Source organism: Saccharopolyspora sp. NPDC002376 (assembly GCF_053593195.1).
Map to the genome: position 1 here is coordinate 30531 of NZ_JBSFBZ010000012.1, position 18933 is coordinate 49463.

General features: G+C 68.8%; 20 protein-coding genes and 1 pseudogene. 7 read left to right on the forward strand and 14 right to left on the reverse strand.

The features are described 5' to 3' along the window. Positions 1–85: 85 nt before the first annotated feature. A complete protein-coding gene (locus ACWCO2_RS11100; protein ID WP_450127571.1) occupies positions 86–928 on the forward strand; it encodes a helix-turn-helix domain-containing protein in 843 nt (280 codons plus the stop codon). A 17-nt stretch (positions 929–945) separates the two neighbouring features. After that, positions 946–1149: a DUF397 domain-containing protein gene (locus ACWCO2_RS11105; RefSeq protein WP_450127572.1), complete on the forward strand. Its 204-nt coding sequence runs from the start codon at positions 946–948 to the stop codon at positions 1147–1149. A 60-nt stretch (positions 1150–1209) separates the two neighbouring features. Here ACWCO2_RS11105 and ACWCO2_RS11110 read toward each other — a convergent pair whose 3' ends face one another. Beyond that, positions 1210–1638 carry a nitroreductase family protein gene (locus tag ACWCO2_RS11110; protein ID WP_450127573.1) on the reverse strand — a complete coding sequence of 143 codons (429 nt, stop codon included), beginning with the start codon at positions 1636–1638 and terminating at the stop codon, positions 1210–1212. An 8-nt stretch (positions 1639–1646) separates the two neighbouring features. Between ACWCO2_RS11110 and ACWCO2_RS11115 the strand changes: the two genes are divergently transcribed. Further along, a complete protein-coding gene (locus ACWCO2_RS11115) occupies positions 1647–2315 on the forward strand; it encodes a sigma factor-like helix-turn-helix DNA-binding protein (RefSeq protein ID WP_450127574.1) in 669 nt (222 codons plus the stop codon). Positions 2316–2357: 42 nt separating this feature from the next. Here the strand turns inward: ACWCO2_RS11115 and ACWCO2_RS11120 are convergent, their stop codons facing one another. Beyond that, positions 2358–2681 carry an antibiotic biosynthesis monooxygenase family protein gene (locus tag ACWCO2_RS11120; protein WP_450127575.1) on the reverse strand — a complete coding sequence of 108 codons (324 nt, stop codon included), beginning with the start codon at positions 2679–2681 and terminating at the stop codon, positions 2358–2360. Positions 2682–2737: 56 nt separating this feature from the next. On the opposite strand from ACWCO2_RS11120, the gene ACWCO2_RS11125 reads away from it, so the two are divergent. Beyond that, positions 2738–3166, forward strand: a complete 429-nt coding sequence (locus ACWCO2_RS11125; RefSeq protein ID WP_450127576.1) for a MarR family winged helix-turn-helix transcriptional regulator — start codon at positions 2738–2740, stop codon at positions 3164–3166. Positions 3167–3170: 4 nt separating this feature from the next. On the opposite strand, the gene ACWCO2_RS11130 is transcribed toward ACWCO2_RS11125, so the two are convergent. The 9 genes and pseudogenes from ACWCO2_RS11130 to ACWCO2_RS11170 all read right to left on the reverse strand — a co-directional run bounded on the left by ACWCO2_RS11130 (position 3171) and on the right by ACWCO2_RS11170 (position 12535). After that, positions 3171–4418 carry an RNA polymerase sigma factor gene (locus tag ACWCO2_RS11130; RefSeq protein ID WP_450127655.1) on the reverse strand — a complete coding sequence of 416 codons (1248 nt, stop codon included), beginning with the start codon at positions 4416–4418 and terminating at the stop codon, positions 3171–3173. Next, entirely contained in the window at positions 4415–4834 is a 420-nt protein-coding gene (locus tag ACWCO2_RS11135) for a YciI family protein (protein WP_450127577.1), read from the reverse strand. The genes ACWCO2_RS11130 and ACWCO2_RS11135 overlap by 4 nt, the downstream gene beginning before the upstream one ends. 157 nt (positions 4835–4991) lie before the next feature. Then, a complete protein-coding gene (locus tag ACWCO2_RS11140) occupies positions 4992–5942 on the reverse strand; it encodes a hypothetical protein (RefSeq protein ID WP_450127578.1) in 951 nt (316 codons plus the stop codon). Positions 5943–5946: 4 nt separating this feature from the next. Then, positions 5947–6210: a hypothetical protein gene (locus ACWCO2_RS11145; protein WP_450127579.1), complete on the reverse strand. Its 264-nt coding sequence runs from the start codon at positions 6208–6210 to the stop codon at positions 5947–5949. 102 nt (positions 6211–6312) lie between these two features. Beyond that, entirely contained in the window at positions 6313–7614 is a 1302-nt protein-coding gene (locus ACWCO2_RS11150) for a heparan-alpha-glucosaminide N-acetyltransferase domain-containing protein (protein ID WP_450127580.1), read from the reverse strand. Positions 7615–7705: 91 nt separating this feature from the next. Further along, a pseudogene (locus tag ACWCO2_RS11155) lies at positions 7706–8164 on the reverse strand (DUF3459 domain-containing protein); the annotation flags it as partial. A 642-nt stretch (positions 8165–8806) separates the two neighbouring features. Further along, entirely contained in the window at positions 8807–9190 is a 384-nt protein-coding gene (locus ACWCO2_RS11160) for a globin (protein ID WP_450127581.1), read from the reverse strand. 97 nt (positions 9191–9287) lie between these two features. Then, entirely contained in the window at positions 9288–10265 is a 978-nt protein-coding gene (locus ACWCO2_RS11165; RefSeq protein ID WP_450127582.1) for a mechanosensitive ion channel family protein, read from the reverse strand. A gap of 152 nt (positions 10266–10417) precedes the next feature. Then, positions 10418–12535: a prolyl oligopeptidase family serine peptidase gene (locus ACWCO2_RS11170; protein WP_450127583.1), complete on the reverse strand. Its 2118-nt coding sequence runs from the start codon at positions 12533–12535 to the stop codon at positions 10418–10420. Positions 12536–12757: 222 nt separating this feature from the next. On the opposite strand from ACWCO2_RS11170, the gene ACWCO2_RS11175 reads away from it, so the two are divergent. After that, the gene (locus ACWCO2_RS11175; RefSeq protein ID WP_450127584.1) at positions 12758–13402 is read left to right on the forward strand and encodes an HNH endonuclease; all 645 of its coding nucleotides are present in this window, start codon (positions 12758–12760) and stop codon (positions 13400–13402) included. A 51-nt stretch (positions 13403–13453) separates the two neighbouring features. Here ACWCO2_RS11175 and ACWCO2_RS11180 read toward each other — a convergent pair whose 3' ends face one another. Then, positions 13454–13879 (reverse strand): hypothetical protein, encoded by a 426-nt coding sequence (locus ACWCO2_RS11180; protein ID WP_450127585.1) that lies wholly within the window; start codon positions 13877–13879, stop codon positions 13454–13456. A gap of 266 nt (positions 13880–14145) precedes the next feature. Between ACWCO2_RS11180 and ctaJ the strand changes: the two genes are divergently transcribed. Both ctaJ and ACWCO2_RS11190 read left to right on the forward strand, forming a co-directional pair. Further along, positions 14146–14538 (forward strand): aa3-type cytochrome oxidase subunit CtaJ, encoded by a 393-nt coding sequence (ctaJ, locus tag ACWCO2_RS11185; protein ID WP_450127586.1) that lies wholly within the window; start codon positions 14146–14148, stop codon positions 14536–14538. Further along, positions 14525–15025: a DUF5130 family protein gene (locus ACWCO2_RS11190; RefSeq protein WP_450127587.1), complete on the forward strand. Its 501-nt coding sequence runs from the start codon at positions 14525–14527 to the stop codon at positions 15023–15025. Before ctaJ ends, ACWCO2_RS11190 begins: the two co-directional genes overlap by 14 nt. Positions 15026–15103: 78 nt before the next feature. On the opposite strand, the gene ACWCO2_RS11195 is transcribed toward ACWCO2_RS11190, so the two are convergent. Beyond that, positions 15104–15916 (reverse strand): response regulator, encoded by an 813-nt coding sequence (locus ACWCO2_RS11195; RefSeq protein ID WP_450127588.1) that lies wholly within the window; start codon positions 15914–15916, stop codon positions 15104–15106. 384 nt (positions 15917–16300) lie between these two features. Beyond that, positions 16301–18877 (reverse strand): aminopeptidase N, encoded by a 2577-nt coding sequence (gene pepN, locus ACWCO2_RS11200; RefSeq protein ID WP_450127589.1) that lies wholly within the window; start codon positions 18875–18877, stop codon positions 16301–16303. Between the last annotated feature and the right edge of the window lie 56 nt (positions 18878–18933).

Consider the following 18933-nt stretch of genomic DNA (forward strand, 5'->3'; position numbering starts at 1 on the left):
ACTGATGTCTATACTTCGATCAGGTGCAATGACTGAGAGTGCCTGCGTGCACACTGTTCGTGCTCGCGGCGAGAGGGGTGGAGCGATGGCCAAGTGGACTGATCCTGCTGCTCAGCGGTGGCTCATCGGGGTCGAGCTCCGGCACTACCGGCAGCTTGCGAATCAGGCCGCTGTTGCTGCAGCTGAAGCGATCGGGTGTACGCCGGGCAAGATCAACCATTTGGAGAGCGGCCGAAATCGCCAGCAGCCGAAAGAGGTTGCTGACCTGCTGAAGTTCTACGGCGCGCCGGACGATGTCGTGGATCGGCTATCAGAGCTGGCGGAACGCGATGACCAGCGCGCTTGGTGGTCACCGTGGGCCGATGTGGCGGCGAACTGGTTTCAGTCTTTTGTCGGCCTCGAAGGGCAAGCGGCGCACGAGTTCTTGTACGAGCCGGTGTTCGTGCCGGGCTTGCTCCAGACGGAGGCGTACGCGCGTGCGGTCACTGCGGCAACGCCTCGAGTGCGAACGGATCACGTCGAGAGGTTCGTGGAGTTTCGACAGGCCAGGTCGGCGCTGTTGATCGATCCGGATCCGCTCGTACTCGCTGTGGTGGTTGGTGAAGCAGCGCTCCGGCTCGATGTTGGTGATCCGGAGATCCTGCAAGATCAGTACTGGCACTTGGTCCGGCTTGCGGCGCTACCGAACGTGGAGCTCCAGGTCCTGAGGCCGGAGGATGGGATTCACAGTGGGTTCACCGGCGCTTTCGCGGTGCTGAGCTTCGAGCACGCGCATTCCGTTGGTTATGTCGAGCTGCAGGACGACGCCGTATACATTCATGATCAAGAACGTATGCGTGGATATAGCATGGCAGCCGACAACCTGCGGAAAGTCGCGCTGTCACCAGCTGAATCGGTGCGCTTCATCGAGTCGCTGGTGCGCGACTGATCGGAAGAGGGAGCGCCATGTCAGCGGCGGACTTAGCTGGGGCGAGCTGGACGACGAGCAGCTACAGCGGGGGTAACGGCAACTGCGTCGAGGTGGCTGTGGGAGTTGGCCGGACCGGCGTTCGGGACACGAAGGATCGCGCCGGTGGTGTTCTGGTTGTTTCTGCGTCGCGGTGGGAGGACTTCCTCGCTGCGGCCAAGTCCGGTTGCTACGACCGGTGACATGCTGAGGTCCGCAGTTTCCGGTGGAGCTGCGGACCTCAGCGCTCAGGGTGTCTGCGGTTAGTCCAGGAACGTGATGGTTTCCGCGAGGGCTGCGCGGGTGGTGCGGATGGGCTCGGCCGTCGTGTCTTCGAAGCCGATCGACACTCCGCAGAACAGCACGAGGTCGTCAGGTGGGGACACGACTTCCGCGACGGTTCTCCGGTACACCGACCACGCCATCTGCGGGCAGCTGTGCAGGTCCTCGGCGCGGAGCAGCAGCATGAGCGTTTGCAGGTAGAGGCCGACGTCGACCGATTGGGCCGACCCCATCTCCCGTGGGATGTAGCAGAACAGGGCGGCCGGCGCGCCGAAGCGGTCCCAGTTGGCGGCGACGGCTTCCCGGCGTCCCAGTTCGTCCTCGCGTGGAACTCCGAGCGCGGCGTAGCGCCGTTCGGCAGCGGCCGCTCGGCGCTCGCGGTACGGAGATCCCAGCGCGGACGGGTACATCTCTCGACATGCTGCGCTCTCGCCAGGCCAGGCGGGAGGAACTCGTCGGTCGGCAGATGCCGGAGATCGAGCACGACGTCGATCCGGAGCAGGAGGTGCTGCTCGCCGACGAGGTCGGGCGTGCGCTGCTCGTGGTGCTCGACGCGTTGGCTCCAGCGGAGCGAGTCGCGTTCGTGCTGCACGACTCGTCCGCCATGCCGTTCAACGAGATCGCGGCCATCTTGGGGCGATCGGTGGTCGTCACGAAGAAACTCGCCAGCCGCGCCCGCCAGAAGGTGCGGGGCACTGCCTCAGCAGGTGACGCGGACATGGCCCACCGCCGGCGGTTGGTCGAGGCGTTCCTCGCTGCTTCGCGCTCGGGCGATGTTGCTGCGGTTCTCGAGGTGTTGGCCCCCGATGTCGTTCGACTGGCCGACCGGGCTGCGCTGTCGGCGGGCAGGGCGACCGAGATCCGGGGTGCGCAGGCCGTGGCCGAGGAGATCGCCGGGTTCGGGCGCAATGCTCGATTCGCGGAGTTGGTGCTGGTCAACGGGGCTGTGGGCGTTGTGATCGCGCCGCGGGGGAGGCTGCTGCTGGCTATCGCGATCACCGTTGAGCACGGGAAGGTCGCCCAGTACGAACTCATCGCCGACCTCGTCCGCCTGCGGTCGCTCGACCTGTCCCTCCTCGCGGCGTGACCGACCTTGTCCACTTTGGACTCACTTTCCAGTGTTGAAAGTTCAGTGGTGGTGCACCGATTCCACTGTGTACAGGTGTGGCTCGTAGTGATCCGCTAGTTCGGCGGCTTGGTGCATGTGGACTTGGGCGGTCGGGTTGCTGAGCATGGCGTGGAAGTCTTCGGCCGACCTCCACTGGGCGTAGTTGACGACCTTGGTCCCGTCGGTGCTGGCGTGGATGTTGGCGGAGATGAAGCCGGGCAGGTGCTGCATGACTTCCTCGGTGGCGTGCGCCAGCAGGTCGGCCAGGGCTCGCTGTTCGTCGGGCTGGACGGTGAACACGTTGATCAGCGTGGCGATCGGGGCGTCGGTGGAGATGGTGGTCATGACTGCCTCTCGTTGTCAGGTTCCTTACATGAATGATTATGTGTAAGGTTCCTGACATGAGTCAAGGGGACGTGCGCGAGCGGGTCGGTTACCTGATCAAGCAGGCGCAGCAGTCGTTCCGCCGCTCGTGCGAGGAACGCCTCCGCCCGCTTGGCCTGTCGATGTCCCAGTACGCGGTGCTGCGCGCGTTGGCCGACGCACCAGGGGAGCCGGCCGCCGAGCTCGCCCGCCGCACCTTCGTCACCCGCCAGTCCCTGCGCGACGTGCTGAACGGACTCCGAGCAGCAGGGCTGGCCAGCGTCGCGGATCGACCCACTTCTGGTCGAGCCCGACCCGTGAGCCTCACCGACCGAGGCCGCGCTCTGCTGGACGAGGCGAACGGCATCGTGCTCGCCGTCGAAGACCGCATGACGGCCGATCTCGCGCCCGACGACGTGCGCCAACTCGCCGCGCTGCTGTCCACCTGCGTGGCGAGCCTGGACTGAACGCTCAGCCGAGGTCGGCGAGTTTGCGTTCGAGGACTGTCCGTTCGCGGTCGTTGGCGCACAGGTGGATGGCTCGTCGCAGTTCGGTGCGGGCTTGGTCGGTGTGGCCGAGGCGGGTGAGCAGTTCGGCTCGGACGCTGGGTAGTTGGTGGGAGTTCTGCAGGGCTTTGGTTGCTGCCGACTCGTCCACGATCTGCAGGGCGGCGGCTGGGCCGTGGGCCATGCAGACCGCGACCGCTCGGTTGAGGTCGACCACCGGTGACGGCGCGAGTCGGCTGAGTGCTTCGTAGACGAGCACGATTCGCTCCCAGTTCGTCTCGTCGACCGACGCTGCGACGGCGTGGCATTCGGCGATGGAGGCTTGCAGACCGTAGGCGCCCAGGCCTCGGCCGATCCCTGTCGCTCGGGCCAGTGCGGCTCGTCCTCGGCGGATTGCGGCGTGGTCCCAGCGGCGGCGGTCCTGGTGTTCCAGCAGCACCGGCTCGCCGTCGGGGCCGGTTCGGGCGGGGAAGCGCGCTGCGGTCAGCTCCAGCAGCGCCAGCAAGCCGTGGACCTCGGGTTCTCCCGGCATCAGACGGCTCAGCACCCGTGCGAGGCGCTGCGCTTCGCTTGCGAGGTCCATCCGGATCAGGTCTGCGCCGGAGCTGGCTGACGAGCCTTCGGTGAAGATCACGTAGACCGCGCTGAGCACCGAGGTGAGCCGCTCGGTCCGTTCCGCCGCTGAGGGCACGGCGAACGGCACCTGGGCCGCGGCGAGGGCCTTCTTCGCCCGGGTGATCCGGGCTTGCACGGTGGCGGTCGGGACCAGGAACGCCTTGGCGATCTCGTCGCTGGTCAGACCGCCGATCACCCGCAGCGTGAGCGCGATCCTCGCCTTCGGCGACAGCACGGGGTGGCAGGCGGTGAACATCAGCGCCAGCACGTCGTCGTCGATCTGGTCCGGATCCCACAGCGGGTCGCCGGAGCCGTCCTCGCCCATGTCGCGGGCGAGGACGGCGTAGCGCTCGTCGAGGGCGGCCCGTCGGCGAAACGCGTCGATCGCGCGACGGCGCCCGACGGCGAGCAACCACCCCGCCGGGTTGGTCGGGACGCCGTCGCGCGGCCAGGTCACCAGCGCTTCCGCGAACGCCTCCTGGGCGAGGTCCTCGGCGAGGGCGAAGTCGCCGGTGTAGCGGGCGAGGGCGCCGACGATCTTGGCGGACTCGATCCGCCACACCGCCGCGACCGCGTCACGACCGGTGCCGGGGTTCAGAGCTGACCCGTCGCCTCGCGCCAAGCCCGCTCCTTCTTGATCCACTCGTTGTCCTGCGGGAACTCGTCGATGCTGGTCACCCGGCGGATCTCGCACTTGGTGCCGGGCCCGGCCAGCGGCGCTCGCTTCGCCCACGCCACGGCCTCCTCCTTGGAGGCGACGTCGACGGTCCAGAAGCCGCCGAACAGCTCCTTGGTCTCCCCGTAGGGGCCGTCGGTGACCACCGGCGGCTGGGACGAGTAGTCGACGACCACGCTGTCCGCGGCGTCGTCCAGTCCTTCGGTGGCGACGAGGACTCCTGCCTGGATCATCTCCTCGGTGAACCGGCCCATCGACTCCATGATCACCTCGAAGTCGATGTTCTGGAACGCCTCGAACGACTCGTCGGTGGCCCGCATGATCAGCATGTACTTCACGGCTCCGCCTCCCTGGGCTGTCCGGGGTCCCGCTCGGACCCCCTCGCCCCTGGGTCGAACGGCATAGCCGCGGATCGACACACCCGCGGAAAAAGTTCCTGGCAGCTTACGACGCTCCACCCGCTTCAGCCGAGAGAAACCTTCCGCGATTTGCGGACTACGAGGTGCCGGTCTCCGGCGGGTTCGTCGTGGTGGGTTCCGTTGGTGATGTCACCGTGGTCGGAGCGGTTTCGGTTGGTGCGGTCTCCGTCGGTTCGCCGGTCGTGCTGGTTGGCGTCGGGGTTGTCGTGGGTGTTTGCGTTGCCGTTGTGGTCGGGTCCGTCGTCGTGGTCGGGACCGTTGTTGTTGTGGTCGGGACCGTTGTTGTTGTCGGGTCGGTGGTTGGCGGTGTTGTGGTCGTCACCGGTGGAGCCGTCGTGGTGGTCGTCGGGTCCTGCGTCGGTGGTGTCGAGGACTGGACCGGCGGGGGCGGGGACTGCGCTGGCGGTTGCGGCGAGGTTCCTCCGCCGGTGCCGCTGCTCTGCGGCACCGGGTGTGTCTGAGCGTCTAGAGAACCCGGTGTGCCCGCGGGTGTGCCCGGCTCTGGTGCCGGCGCGGGTGCGGCTGGAGCTGGGAGCCTCGCGACCACCGGGGAACCGGGCGCCGTTTCGACCTCCGGCGCGGGGCCGCCCGGGCCGTTGTCCATCGGGCGCTGCGAGATCGGGGGTAGCCGGTTGAAGATGTCCGGTGGGATCAGCCCGAAGAACGGGTCCGCCAGCGGCGCCGTCAGCACGTAGCAGCCTGCGGCCACCGAGGCGCCGAAGAACGCCGTGGCCAGCGCGACGCGGAACTGCTTGCGCAGCGGCAGCCGCTGGTCCGACGGTGGGACCGGCGAGCCCAGCGGCTCATCGGTCAACCAGCGCCGCACCGCCGGGCCGCCGCGCGCGTGGGACGACCACACCCGGCCCAGCCACGTCGTGGCGTTGTGCAGGCGGCTTCGCAGCGTTGCGATCGGCAGCGGGTGCACCGACAGCGGTGTGCGCACCCAGCCCGACTCGGTGTCTTGGGCGTCGCGGATGACGCTGCTGAGGCGCTCCTGCAGGAGCACCGGATCGGTCGGGGCGGACATGGCCTCACCCCTCGGCGTCGCTGAACCGGAGGCTGGACAGCGCCACGCCGTCGTAGCGCCACCACCGCTCGGTCGACAGGTCCAGGATCCAGGCATCCCGTTCGCGCAGGACCAACCCCACGCGCAGCGCCCGGTGCCGGAACGTCGATTCGTCGATGGTGCCGCGCTCCAGCTCGTCGAGCAGAGCCCGGTAGTCCGCCATCGCCTTGCCCAGCGCCGGCGGTATGTCGACCGCCCCATCCCCACCGGTCCGATGCCGGATGTTCATCGAGCCACCCCCCAGAGGCACATGGAATCCATCCGTCCACGCGACCCCAGGATGGCCCGGTTCGGGCAGGGGCGAAAGTCCTCGGAGCGGTAAAAAGACTGATCAGGAGCGTCGGGAGAAACGGTCCGCGAGCAAGCGGACCGACTCGCTGACCGCGCCTTCCAGCGGGCCGCGGCGGAAGAAGTACTTCCAGGCCAGCGGGAACAGGATCGCGAAGATCAGGAACACCTCGGGCATGAAGGTGCAGATGAACGCCACCACGCCGTCGGGCGTGTGGCCGTCGCGCGGGAACGCGGGCATGTCCGGTGTGTCGGGCAGGTCCGGACCCATCGTCGACAGCTGCGCCAGCGGCTCCGGCACCCCGCTGAGCGAGTAGCCGCCGACGACGATCAGCCAGGCCATCGTCGCCGCGTGGATCGCGTACAGGGTCAGCGCCATCGATCCGGCGGCGGCCAGCGGTTTGAACAGCTTGCCCACCCGGTCGGTCAGCATCAGGCAGACCGCCAGGATCACCAGCGAGATACCGCCGGAGTTGAGCAGCTCGAAGGTGGTGCCGCTGTGCGCGGTGGTGGCCAGCAGCCAGTGCGGGTGCTCGATCGGCACGGTGCCCTCGGTGGGCCCCGGCGGCTCGCCAACGATCGCCTGCAGCAGCCACTCCGACACCCGCCAGCTGGCGATCGACACGGCCAAACCGGCCGCCGCCAGCCCGCAGCGGACCTTCGTCGAGCGCAGGTCCAGGCGTCCGACGGCCATGCCGAGCAGCACCAGCGGCAGGTAGGAGAAGGCCGGGTAGAAGCCGAGCAGCAGCAGGTCGAAGACCCCTGCCTTGGCGATCAGGTGCCCCGGGTCGACGGTGTTGACCGCGGTGACCAGCCAGGCCATCGGGGTGTCCCCGGCGATCCAGGTGCGCAGCACGAACGACACCTGCGGACCCACCAGGGCCGTGACCGTCGCGGCGATCAGCAGACCTCGGGTGCGCAGCCGGACGAACGGCACCGCGAGCAGGAAGTATAGGCCGTAGAACGGGATGATCACGGTGAGCAGGAAGCCGGTCGCCTCGGTGGCCTTGGCCAGCAGGATGCCGAGCACCAGCAGCAGCACCGCGCGCAACGTGATCCGCAGGCGGGCTTGGCGCAGCGCATCGCCGGTCGGGGGAGTGCCGCGCCCGGACAGCAGCGCCAGCGACACCCCGGCCAGCAGCGTGAACAGCACCGTGGACCGGCCGCTGGAGAACTGCGCGACCCACACCTCCGCGTTACCGGTCAGGAACGGCACCCCGAAGTGGATGCAGAACATGCCGAACACGGCGAAGAACCGTGCGACGTCGACCCCGACCAGTCGGCCGGTGCGTGGTTGCGGCCGAGCAGTGCTCGTCTCGGGCGCAGTAGCCGCAATAGCAGTCATGGCATCCAGCGGGGTCTCGAGGTCAATTCCAACAACGTTACTCAGGTTAGAACGAGCTCCCGCACGGCCCGTGACGCCGGAGAGTGCAGGCTCACACCAGCCAGGCGGCGGTACCGGGCGGCAGCTCCTCGCCTTCCACCGGGCGGGAGGACAGCAGCACCTCGCCGGGCGGCAGCGGCACCGGGGCCGTCGAGGTGTTCAGCGCGCAGATCAGGTCGCTGCCGACCCGGCGGAATGCGAAGCAGCCCTCCGGTGCGCCGAACCACTCGACCTCGTCACCGGTGAACGCCGGGTGACTGATCCGGGTTTCCAGCGCGTGCCGGTACAGCGACAGGGTGGACTGCTCGTCCTCCAACTGCGCTTCGACGGTGAACGCGGCCCAGTCCGCCGGGATCGACGACCAGTCGCCGCTCGCTTCGGAGAACCCGAACGGCGGCTTCTCGCCCTCCCACGGCATCGGGATCCGCTCGGTGCCCGGCAACCCCAGCTCCTCGCCGTGCCGCAGGCACACCGCGCCGGGCAGCGCCAGCTGCACCAGGGCCATCGAGCGCACCGGGGTCAGCGCGGCGGCGTCCCGGCTGCGCTGGGTGTCGCGGCTGGCCATCGCCCACGCCGTGCGCCGCCCGGGCGTCGCCAGCGCGCCGGTGATGACCTTGCGCAGCGGTTCGGTGGCGAACCCGGCGATCGCCAGGTCGAGGTTGAACGACAGGTGCCAGTCGCCGGCCCCGATCACCACGCGGTCCGGGTACTCGGCCAGCACCGACTCGACCGCACGGGTCGGGTCCTCGCGGGGCGCCAGGTGGAACCCGTCCACGCCGTGCGCGAGCCAGGGCTCGAGCACCGCGGCGGGGTTGCCGCGCGCCGGATCCACGTCGAGCGCGAGCATCACCCGCATCCCGGATCTGCGCGCCTCGGCGAGCAGTTCGGCGAAGTCCTGCGCAGCTGGATCCAGCCCGGCGGCACCGGCCAGCACGACCGCGTCCACGCCGAGCAGCTCCAGGTAGCCGAGCCGACCGCGCAGCCCTTCGAAGTCGCCGACACCGTCACCGTCGGCATCGGCGAACGCGCCGACGTCGACCTGGTAGCACACCGCGTCCCACCACCACGGCCGTTCGCTGTGGCCCGCCCCCGCGTCCGCCGCCCGCATCACCGGATCCTTCTCTCGGAGCTGTTCACCGACCTATGAGTCCCGTCAGAACCACGAGTTGACCATGCTCTCGGCCGCCATCTCCATGTACTGCCAGAGCTGCTCGCGGTGCTGCGGCGCGAGCTGCGCCTCGTCCACCGCGATCCGCATGCAGCGCAGCCACGCGTCCCGCTCGGTCGGGCCGATCTTGAACGGGGCGTGGCGCATCCGCAACCGCGGGTGTCCGCGCCGGTCGGAGTAGGTGTGCGGGCCGCCCCAGTACTGGATGAGGAACAACCGGAGCCGCTCCTCGGCTGGTCCCAGGTCCTCCTCGGGGTAGAGCGGTCGCAGCAGCTCGTCCTTGGCCACCTCTTCGTAGAACTTCGCCACGATTCGGTGGAAGGTCGCTTCGCCGCCGACCTGCTCGTAAAAGCTCTCCACGGAAGTCACGGGCCCCATCCTCTCAAGAGCGGTCCGCCGAACTCCTCTTGCGTGGCGGTGCAGGCGGAACCTATGCGTCCGCCTGCACCGCGGTAAAGCGCCGGTGTCACAGCTCCACTGGGCTCGACGGCGGAATCGGCCGGCCGTAGGGGTATGGCGGCTCGATGTCCTTCTCGTCGTAGGCGCGCTTGATCTCCGCCCGCAGCCTGCGCTGCACCGACCACTGGCGGCCGGGGCGGACCTTGACGGTCAGCCGCAGCGTGATGGTATCGGCGGTGATCTTGTCGACGCCCAGCATCTCCGGTTTGTCCAGGACGTCCTTGGACAGCGGCTCGCGCGAGGTGGCGTCGGTGGCCACCTCGGTGGCGACCGCGATGGCCTTCTCCACCTCACTGGTGTGCGAGATCGGGAAGTCCACCACCGCGTAGGCGAAGCCCTGGCTGGAGTTGCCGACCCGCAGGATCTCGCCGTTGCGGACGTACCAGACGGTTCCGTTGATGTCGCGCAGCGTGGTCACGCGCAGGCCGACGGACTCCACGGTGCCGCTGGCCTCGCCGAGGTCGACCACGTCACCGACCCCGTACTGGTCCTCGACCAGCATGAACATGCCGGACAGGAAGTCCCGCACCAGGTTCTGAGCACCGAAGGCGACCGCGACACCGACCACACCGGCCGAGGCCAGCACCGGCCCTACCTGGATGCCCAGCTCCTGCAGCACGTAGACCGCGGCCAAGCTGAAGATCAGCAGCGAGGCGATCGACTTGAGCACCGAGCCGATCGTGCGGGCGCGCTGCAGCCGCCGCTCCGAGAGGAGCTCGGCGGTCAGCGCGTCCGCACGGCGTTCCCGCAGCGGGTTCAGCAACTTCGGGGGTTTGCCGTTGCCCTGGGTCAGCTTGGTGATCGTGCGGTGCACCAACCAGCGCAGGAAGAACGCGACGATCAGGATCATCACGATGTGCAGCGGTTTTGCGATGAGCAGGTCGGAGTACGAGGCCAGCCATTCGTTGCCGGTCCAGCGGTAGATCGTGCTGCACCAGCCCGGCTCGCTGGCACACTCCGGTTGGGGCAAAAGCGGCAGTTCCATGGGTTCGGGGGGTCTCCATGCTGTCGTTCAGATGCCGCGACGTCGGTGATCGCACCGTCGCGCGAGGGCGCGCCGGACCAACCTCGAGCATCGTGCGCGCCCCGCCGCGCACGAGACTCGACCAGCCGCGGCACCCGGACCGAGTTCGGGGCTCAGTCCAAGGGCAGCCCGGTGGCCTCCGCGAGGAAGGCGAGCTGGTCGGAAGCGAGCCCCACAGTACGTGAAACCGAGCGCGCGGCATGGCCCACCTCGGTCTCGCGGCGCAGCAAAATCGGACGTTTCGCCGGGTCAGAGGCCGTGGCGTGCTGCAATGCCGCGCACATCTTGCGAGCGTGATTCGGGTCAACCCGGGTGTCGGACTCGAAGACGGTGAACAGAACCGACGGGAAGTCGGTCTGCTCGGCCACGTTGTGGTACGGCGAGTAGGACAGCAGCCAACCCAGCTCCTCCGGGTCGTCGGCGGTGCCGTACTCGTCGTTCCAGGTGCGGCCCAGCAGGAACTGCTCGTAGCGGACCATGTCCAGCAGCGGCGCCGAGCACACGACGGCCTGGTAGAGGTCCGGGCGCTGGGTGAGCGCCGCGCCGACCAGCAGACCGCCGTTGGAGCCGCCGGAGATCGCCAGCTGGTCCGAGGTGGTCCAGCCCTGGTCGATCAGGTGCTGCGCGGCGGCGTGGAAGTCGTCGAAGGTGTGCTGCTTCTGCTCGCGCATGCCGGCTTCGTGCCACTGCTCGCCCTCTTCACCACCGCCGCGCAGCGACGGCAGCGCCCACACGCCACCGGCGGCCACCCAGGCCAGCGCGGACGGCGTGTAACCGGGCTCGCGGGACAGCGAGAACCCGCCGTAACCGGTCATGAACACCGGTCGCGGGCGGTCCGGCTCGGCCGCCGGGCTGAGCAGGAACATCCGCACCGAGGTGCCGTCCAGCGACTGGTAGGTGACCTGCTGGGTGTGCACCTCGGGCAGCTCGACGGCACCCGGCGCGCGCTGTTCCAGCGCGACCTGACCGGTGCTGTGCGCGTAGGCGTGCACGCACGGCGGGGTGGCGAAGTCGGTCCAGCCGATCCACAGCTTGTCGCGGTCGTGGTCGGTGTCCTCGTCGACCACGGTCAGCGCGGTGACCTGACCGGTGCCGGGCAGCGGCACCTCGCCGGTCCGGCGTCCGGTGGCCGGGTCGTGCAGCGTCACCTCCGACACCGCGTGCCGGGTGCGGAGCACGACCAGCTGCGGGTCGCCGTCGCCGGTGTCGAACCAGCGCACCGCCTCCAGCACCGAGTCCGGCTGCTCGCCGATCAGTTCCGTCCAGTGCTCCGGCTCCGGCTGCTGCGGGTCGGCCACGCACAGTCGCCAGCGCGGCGCGTTCAGCGTCGTCATCACGTACAGCCGACCGTCGCGCTCCACCCAGGCGCCGACCCGGTAGCCGTCGGTGGTGTCCACGATCTGCCGCAGTTCGGGCACGTCGCCGTCGGCGGTCAGGTCGGCGATCCACACCGAGTCCCGCCGGGCGGTGCCGGGGCTACCCTCGATCACCAGCCAGCGGCCGTCGCGGGAAACCCGGGTGCCGTAGTAGAAGGTGGGGTCCTGGCCCTCGCCGTGCACCAGCACGTCGCCCTGGTTCGGGTCGGTGCCCACGCGGTGCCGCCACACCCGCCGGTGGAACTGCTCCTCGCCCTCGGGCACCAGCTCCGGGGCCAGCCGCCGGACGTAGAAGTACTCCTCGCCGCCGGGCAGCCAGGAGATCGTCGAGTAGCGGCAGCGGTCGATCGGTCCCTCGACCAGCTCGCCGGTGGACACGTCCAGCACGTGCAGCAGCGACTCCTCGTCACCGCCGACCGAGATCTGGTACGCCAGCCGGTCGCCCTCCAGGCTCGGCGACCAGCTGTCCAGCGTGGTCAGCCCGGACGGGTCCAGCGCTGTGACGTCCAGCAGCACCCGCTCGCTGCCGTCGCGGTCGCGCACGTAGAGGACCGGGAACTCCTGGTCGGGTTCGCGGCGGGTGAAGAACGCACGCCCGGCGCGCCACGCGGGTGCCGACACCGAACCGGACGCCAGCAGCGAGCGCATCCGCTCGGCGACCGCTTCCCGCCCCGGCAGCGCATCCAGCCAGGTGCGGGCGAGCTGGTCCTGCGTCGCCGACCACGCCTCGGTGCGCGGATCGGTCGGGTCCTCCAACCACCGGTAGGGATCGGCCACCTGGCGGCCGTGCAGGTCTTCGACGATGTCGTCGCGGTCGGCGGTGGGGTAGCGCAGCTGGGCTTGAGCGTCTGTCACGCCCGCGACGATACGTGGCGGACGGGTGCCGGAGTTGATCTCGACATGCCGGTTTCACCGGAAACGAGCAGCGCCGACGGCGCGCATCGTTGCCGGACAGGGCCTTTGATCCAGAATGATTGAGGGCGGTTCACCGCCGCACCGACGCGGCGTGGCGAATCACACGTGCGTTCGGACGGGGTTCTGTGCTGAACTTTGCCCGACACCGGTGGAGGTGGTCGCGTGCCCGACCGACAACCGACCCGACAACCGGCGCTGAAGGCCACGAGCCTCGCGTCGCGGGCCTCGCTGTGCCCGCCGAACCGCGGCTCCACGCCGCAGGCGGACCGGCCACCTGGCCATGCGCCGTCCTGGCGCAAACGGCGGGTTCTGCTGCTCAACACCACGTTCGAGCCGCTGACGGCGCTCCCGCTGCGCCGCGCGATAGTGCTGCTCGTCTGCGGCAAGGCCGAAGTGGTGCACGGTGACTCGGCTGGCATGGTGCTGCACTCGGCAACCGCCGCCGTCGAAATCCCGTCCGTTATCCGGTTGAGCAACTTCGTGCGAGTCCCGTACCGCGGCCGGGTCCCGCTGACCCGAGCGGCCTTGATGCTGCGGGACAACTACCGGTGCGTGTACTGCGGATCTCGCGCCGAAACCATAGATCATGTCGTGCCGCGCAGTCGAAGCGGCCCCCACACCTGGGAGAACTGCGTCGCCTGCTGCACCAAGTGCAACCACCGGAAGGCGGACAAGATGCTGAGCGAGCTGGGCTGGCGCTTGCCGGTGGCGCCGTGCGCGCCGCGGGGTCGGCACTGGCGGCTGCTCGCGGGCCTGTCCGAGACGGACCCCCTCTGGTTGCCGTACCTGGGCGAACCGGCGGCCTGATGCCGACGTCGACGGCCGGGTGTGACGCCGTCCGAACTGCGCCACGCCCGGTCAGCTGATCCGAACACCGCGCTGTCCGCTGATCCGAACACCCCGGCTGATCCGAACACCGCTGGAGATCCGAACCCCGCTCCGGCCGCTGATCCGGACGCCCTGCCGTCCGCTGATCCGGACTCCGCTCTGCCCGCTGATGCGAACCCCGTGCTGTCCGCTGATCCGCACGCCCTGCTGGCCGCTGATGCGGACACCTCGCTCGCCACTTATGCGGACGCCGTGCTGCCGATCGCTGATCCGCACACCCTCCGCGAGGCCGCTGATCCGCACGCCGCTCCGGCCGCTGATCCGGACGCCCCGCTGGCCGCTGATGCGGACTCCGCTGGTCTGGCCGCTGATGCGGACGCCGTGTTCGCGCAGTGGTTGACGAATGCCCGGAAGAGTGACAACGCTGCTCTGATTGGCGGTTTCGAAGATCGACATTGTGTGCCTCCCGCATTCAAAAGACGTTTTGATTGCATGTGATCAAATATGCAAGACCCATACAGGTGAAAAACTAGGTTCAGAGATCGCCAGGAACAAGCCGCCAAGTCGCCGCGCATTGCAACCGTCTGGTGCGACTCCATTCGGTGGTAGCTATTACGCCAAACGAGTTACAGGATGTAATCTGCATCACGCTTGACTAGTGACCGAACGTAGTTTTTCGGATTGGCGGTCGGCCTCGACCAGCGGAAACCCGAACCGGGGAAATGCGGAACCCCGGCGTCGCGGCGGCAGGCCTGCGGGAAATGCGGGCGAGCGCGGCGGTGATCTTCGACGTCGATCATGCACCGTTCGAGGTCGTAGCGCATGAAGCGGTGGTCATCGGATACCGTACTGGCGTGACTGTCGTGGAGACTGTGCTCGCTCTGGCGGTGATCCCAGCGGCCATCTACGGCCTGATCGTGCTCATCGCGATGTGGCCGAAGCTCACCCGCCCGCGTTATCGCGCGGGCCAGAAGTGGGACTTCGCGCCGGTGCTGTGGGTGGCCAACCCGGCGGGTGTGAACAACTCCGTCCCGGTGACGGACGTGGAATCCGAGGTCGCGCCGGAGGGTGCGCGGCCCAGCACTGCTCGGGGAGGCGCACGTGGCAACTGGTGAGATCGCGGGGCAGGCTGCGGACGTGCGGGAGCTCGGCGAGGGTGAGGCGCTGACGGCCACCGGTCGGCTGTCCATCGCTCGCCGCGTGGAGCCCGACCACCCGGCGCTGCCGTTCAGCCCCAACCAGCTCGCGCGGCTCGACGAGGCGCTGACCCTGTCCAGCCGCAGCACCGGCCTGGAGTTCGGGGTCTACCTCGGCGACCTCGGCGAGGAGACCCGTGAGCAGGCCGAGGAGCTGCACGCCAACCTCGGTTCGGGCGCGGGCGAAGGCGTGCTGATCGCCGTTTCGCCGGGGCAGAAGAAGTTCGAGATCGTCACCGGTGAAGAGGCGTACCGGCGGATCCCGGACCGCAGCTGCCAGCTGGCCGCGATGAGCATGGTGGCTTCCTTCAAGGAAGGCGAGCTGATCGACGGACTGATCAGCGCGCTCCGCATGCTCTCCGATGCCGCCGGCAATTCCTACCAGGAGTCCCGCGCGCACCACTGACCTGTCCATCGCTTTGCAGCGAACGGCCCGTTTGTTTCGAGAGACGAGATGAACGGGCCGTTCGCCTTTGCCGGGCGTTCACAGCAGGCCGAAGCTCTGGAAGTTCTGGAACATCTCGTAGGTCGACGAGGTGGTGCCGACCGCGCCGGAGCGGCGGGCTTGATCGCCGTACTGCTGCTGGAGCTGCTGACTGCTGAACACGATCACCGGGGTGTCCACGCCGAGGTCGCGGAGTTCACGCAGCAGAGCGAGCCCGGCGTCGGGGCGCCACCGGCCGTTCTCCTTGCGCCCCATGTCCTCCACGATCAGCCGGTAGGGGCGTTGCGAGAGCTCGGCGAGCGCAGCGTCGGTGGTCGTCACCATCGTGACCCGCACTCCGTTCTCGCGGAGCTGCTCGGCCAGGATCGCGTGCGCCTGCGGTTTCTCGGCGACCCACAGCACGGCGAACGGCTCCGGGCCTACCGGTTCATCGAGCACCGGCTCCTCGACCAGCGGCATCTCGACGTGGCTGCCACCGTGGCCATCGCCGTTGCCGGATGGTTCGCCATTGGTGGGCAGATCGTCGTGTCCGCCGACGGGGAGGTCCAGTCCGTCGGGCAGTGCGGGGATCGGGGTGGGCGACTTCGCGGGTTCCTGGGTGATCGCCCCGCGCTCGCGTTCGGCCAGCTCCCTGCCGAGGATGCTGAGCTGCCGCTGCAGGTCTTGGATCATCTCGTTCTGCTGGTCGTTGACCTGGTGCATGGTGAGCTTCTGGCCGCCGATCTCGAACTCCAGCTCGCGCTTCTCAGCGGTGCGCAGCACGCGTCCGATGGCGCGCCGGAACACGATGATCGCCGCCAGGGCCATCAATGGCCACATCAACTCGGCGACCGCAGAGATCAACTCGGGCATCGCTGCTCTCACCCCTCACGCCGCGAATCACCAGCACCTAATGCGGTGCACCTGATTGATTACGATGCGTGTTCGAGCTGAGACTTGCAAAGAGCCCTCGCCCAGCCGGGTGGTCGGAGACGACGGTTCACCGAGGTTCCATCCCGCACAGGACCCGGTTGCAGGGTCGCCCGGCCTCGGCCTGCGGGACCACAGTTTCAATTGAAACTGTAAATCTCACCCACGGCCGATCACAGTTTCAATTGAAACTGTAGTTCCCGGCGGCTTGCGCCCGGAACGGCTGAAGGGCACCTCCGGCCGGTTCCACGCCATGGCGCGAAGCGCCTCCCTGAGGGGCGGTCAGGCGACGGGTGGGCGGTCGGAGGTGCCCTTCACCGGATCAGGTCAGGAGCGGTCGAACTCCCGGGCAGCCAAAGCCCGGACGATGCCCGCGCGGCCTTCCGAGACCAGACGGTGCAGCGCCGGGGCGTGCTCCTCTGCCAGCCATGCGTCCGCAGCCGAGACGGTTCCGTCCGTCACCGCCCACGACGGGAACAGGCCGATCACCGTCGGCTGCGCGCGCTCGCTGGACCGGCGCTGCCAAACCTCGTCGATCTCCTCGAAGTAGCGCTGCACGTAGGGCGCCAGCAGCTCTCGCTGGGCCGGGTGCTGGAAGCCCGCGATGATCGCGTCGCTGACCGCGTTCGGCAGCTGGTCGTCGTGGACCGCGCGCTGCCACGCCTTCTCCTTGGACTCCGCCGTCGGGATCAGCGCCCGAGCCCGCTCCGCGCGACGCCGACCGGTCGCGGTCTGGTCCTGCTCCAGCTCCGCGTCGATCTCGGCCTCGCCGGCCGCGCCGTGCGCGACCAGCGCCTGCAGCAGCGCCCAGCGCAGGTCGGTGTCGACGGTCAGACCGGCCAGCGGCGCCGACCCGTCCAGCCAGCCGCGCAGCTCGCCGACCTGATCCTCGGACAGCACCGAACCGGCCAGCGAGTTGACGAACGCCAGCTGGTGGTCCGAACCGGGCGCGGCGGCGCGGGCCAGTTCGAACAGCCGCGAGCTGAACCGGCGCCAGCCCTCCTCCTGCCACGACGGGTCCACATAGGACGCCAGCGCGGTCTGGGTCTGCAGCAGAACCCGCTGCACCACACCGATCTGGCTCTCCGCGCCGATGCCGCCCGCCACGGAGGCACCGAGCACCAGCGTCACGAAGTCGCGGGCCTTCAGCTCGGCCTCGCGGGTCATCTCCCACGCGGTCGACCAGCACAGCGCGCGCGGCAGCGACTCGTCGACGTCGCCGATCCGGTCGATCAGCGAGGCCAGCGACTCGGGGTCGAAGCGCAGCGAGCAGTAGGTCAGGTCGTCGTCGTTGACCAGAACCAGCTTGCCGCGGTGCACGCCGATCAGGTCCGGCACCTCGGTGACCTCACCGATCACGTCGAGCTCGACGCGGTGCTTGCGCACCAGCTTGCCGCCCTCGTCGTCGTAGATGCCGATGGCCAGCCGGTGCGTGCGCAGCTCCCCGGCACCGGGCCGGGCGCCGCTCTGCACCACCGAGAACGAGGTGAACCGGCCCCCGTCGTCGGTGCTGAACCGCGGCCGCAGCATGTTCAGGCCGGTGGTCTCCAGCCACTGCGCGCTCCACCACGACAGGTCGCGGCCGGAGGCCTCCTCCAGCGCCTTCAGCAGGTCGTCGAGGGTCGCGTTGCCCCAGGCGTGCCGGTCGAAGTAGACCCGCAGCCCGGCCAGGAAGTTCTCCAGCCCGACGTAGGCGACCAGCTGCTTGAGCACCGAGGCGCCCTTGGCGTAGGTGATGCCGTCGAAGTTGACCTCCACGGCCTGCAGGTCCGGGATGTCGGCGGCCACCGGGTGGGTGGAGGGCAGCTGGTCCTGCCGGTAGGCCCAGGACTTCTCGACGCTGGCGAACGTCGTCCACGCGCTGTCGTACTCGGTGGCGCCGACCTGCGCGAGCACGCTGGCCCAGGTCGCGAACGACTCGTTGAGCCACAGGTCGTTCCACCAGCGCATGGTCACCAGGTCGCCGAACCACATGTGCGCCATCTCGTGCAGCACCGTCTCGCAGCGCCGCTCGTAGAGGTAGCCGGTGACCTTCGATCGGAAGACGTAGTCCTCCAGGAACGTCACGCAGCCGGCGTTCTCCATCGCGCCCGCGTTGAACTCCGGCACGAAGCACTGGTCGTACTTGCCGAACGGGTATGCGACCCCGAACGCCTTGTGGAAGAAGCTGAAACCCTGCTTGGTCTCGGTGAACAGCCGCTCCGCGTCGAGGTGCTCGGCCAGCGAGGCGCGGCAGTAGATGCCCAGCGGGATCTCGGCCTGGCCGTCCCCGCCCGGGAAGACGTCGCGCCACTCGGCGTAGGGACCGGCCACCAGCGCGACCAGGTAGGTCGACATCTTCTCGGTGGTGGCGAAGGTGTGCCGTTTGACGCCGTCGGTCGCGTCGCCGACCTCGGCGGTGGCGTTGGAGATGACCTTCCAGGATTCCGGGGCGTCCACCGTGATCTGGTAGGTGGCCTTCAGGTCCGGCTGGTCGAAGCAGGTGAACATCCGCTTGGCGTCAGCGGTTTCGAACTGGCTGTAGAGGTAGACGCTGCCGTCGACCGGGTCGATGAAGCGGTGCAGGCCCTCTCCGGTGTTGGTGTAGGCGCAGTCGGCGCGCACCACGAGTTCGTTGTCGGCGGCCAGGTTCGGCAGTCGGATGCCGGTGGACTCGTCGTAGTCGGAGACGTCGAGTTCGACGCCGTTGAGCACGGCGCTGCGCACCCGGTCGGCGACCAGGTCGATCCAGCTGTCGACCCCCGCCTGCGTGCTGCGGAACCGCACCGTGGTGGTGGACCCGAACGTCTCCACGTCCGGCCCACCCGCGCCCGCGGACAGATCCAGTTCGATGTCGTATGACTGGACTTCCAGCAACGCCGCACGCTGCTCGGCCTGCTCGCGGGTGAGGTTCGGCGGGGCCACGGATCACCTCTTGCTCGTCGGGACTGGGTTGATCCAGGTTCGCCGGGCGGCGACCT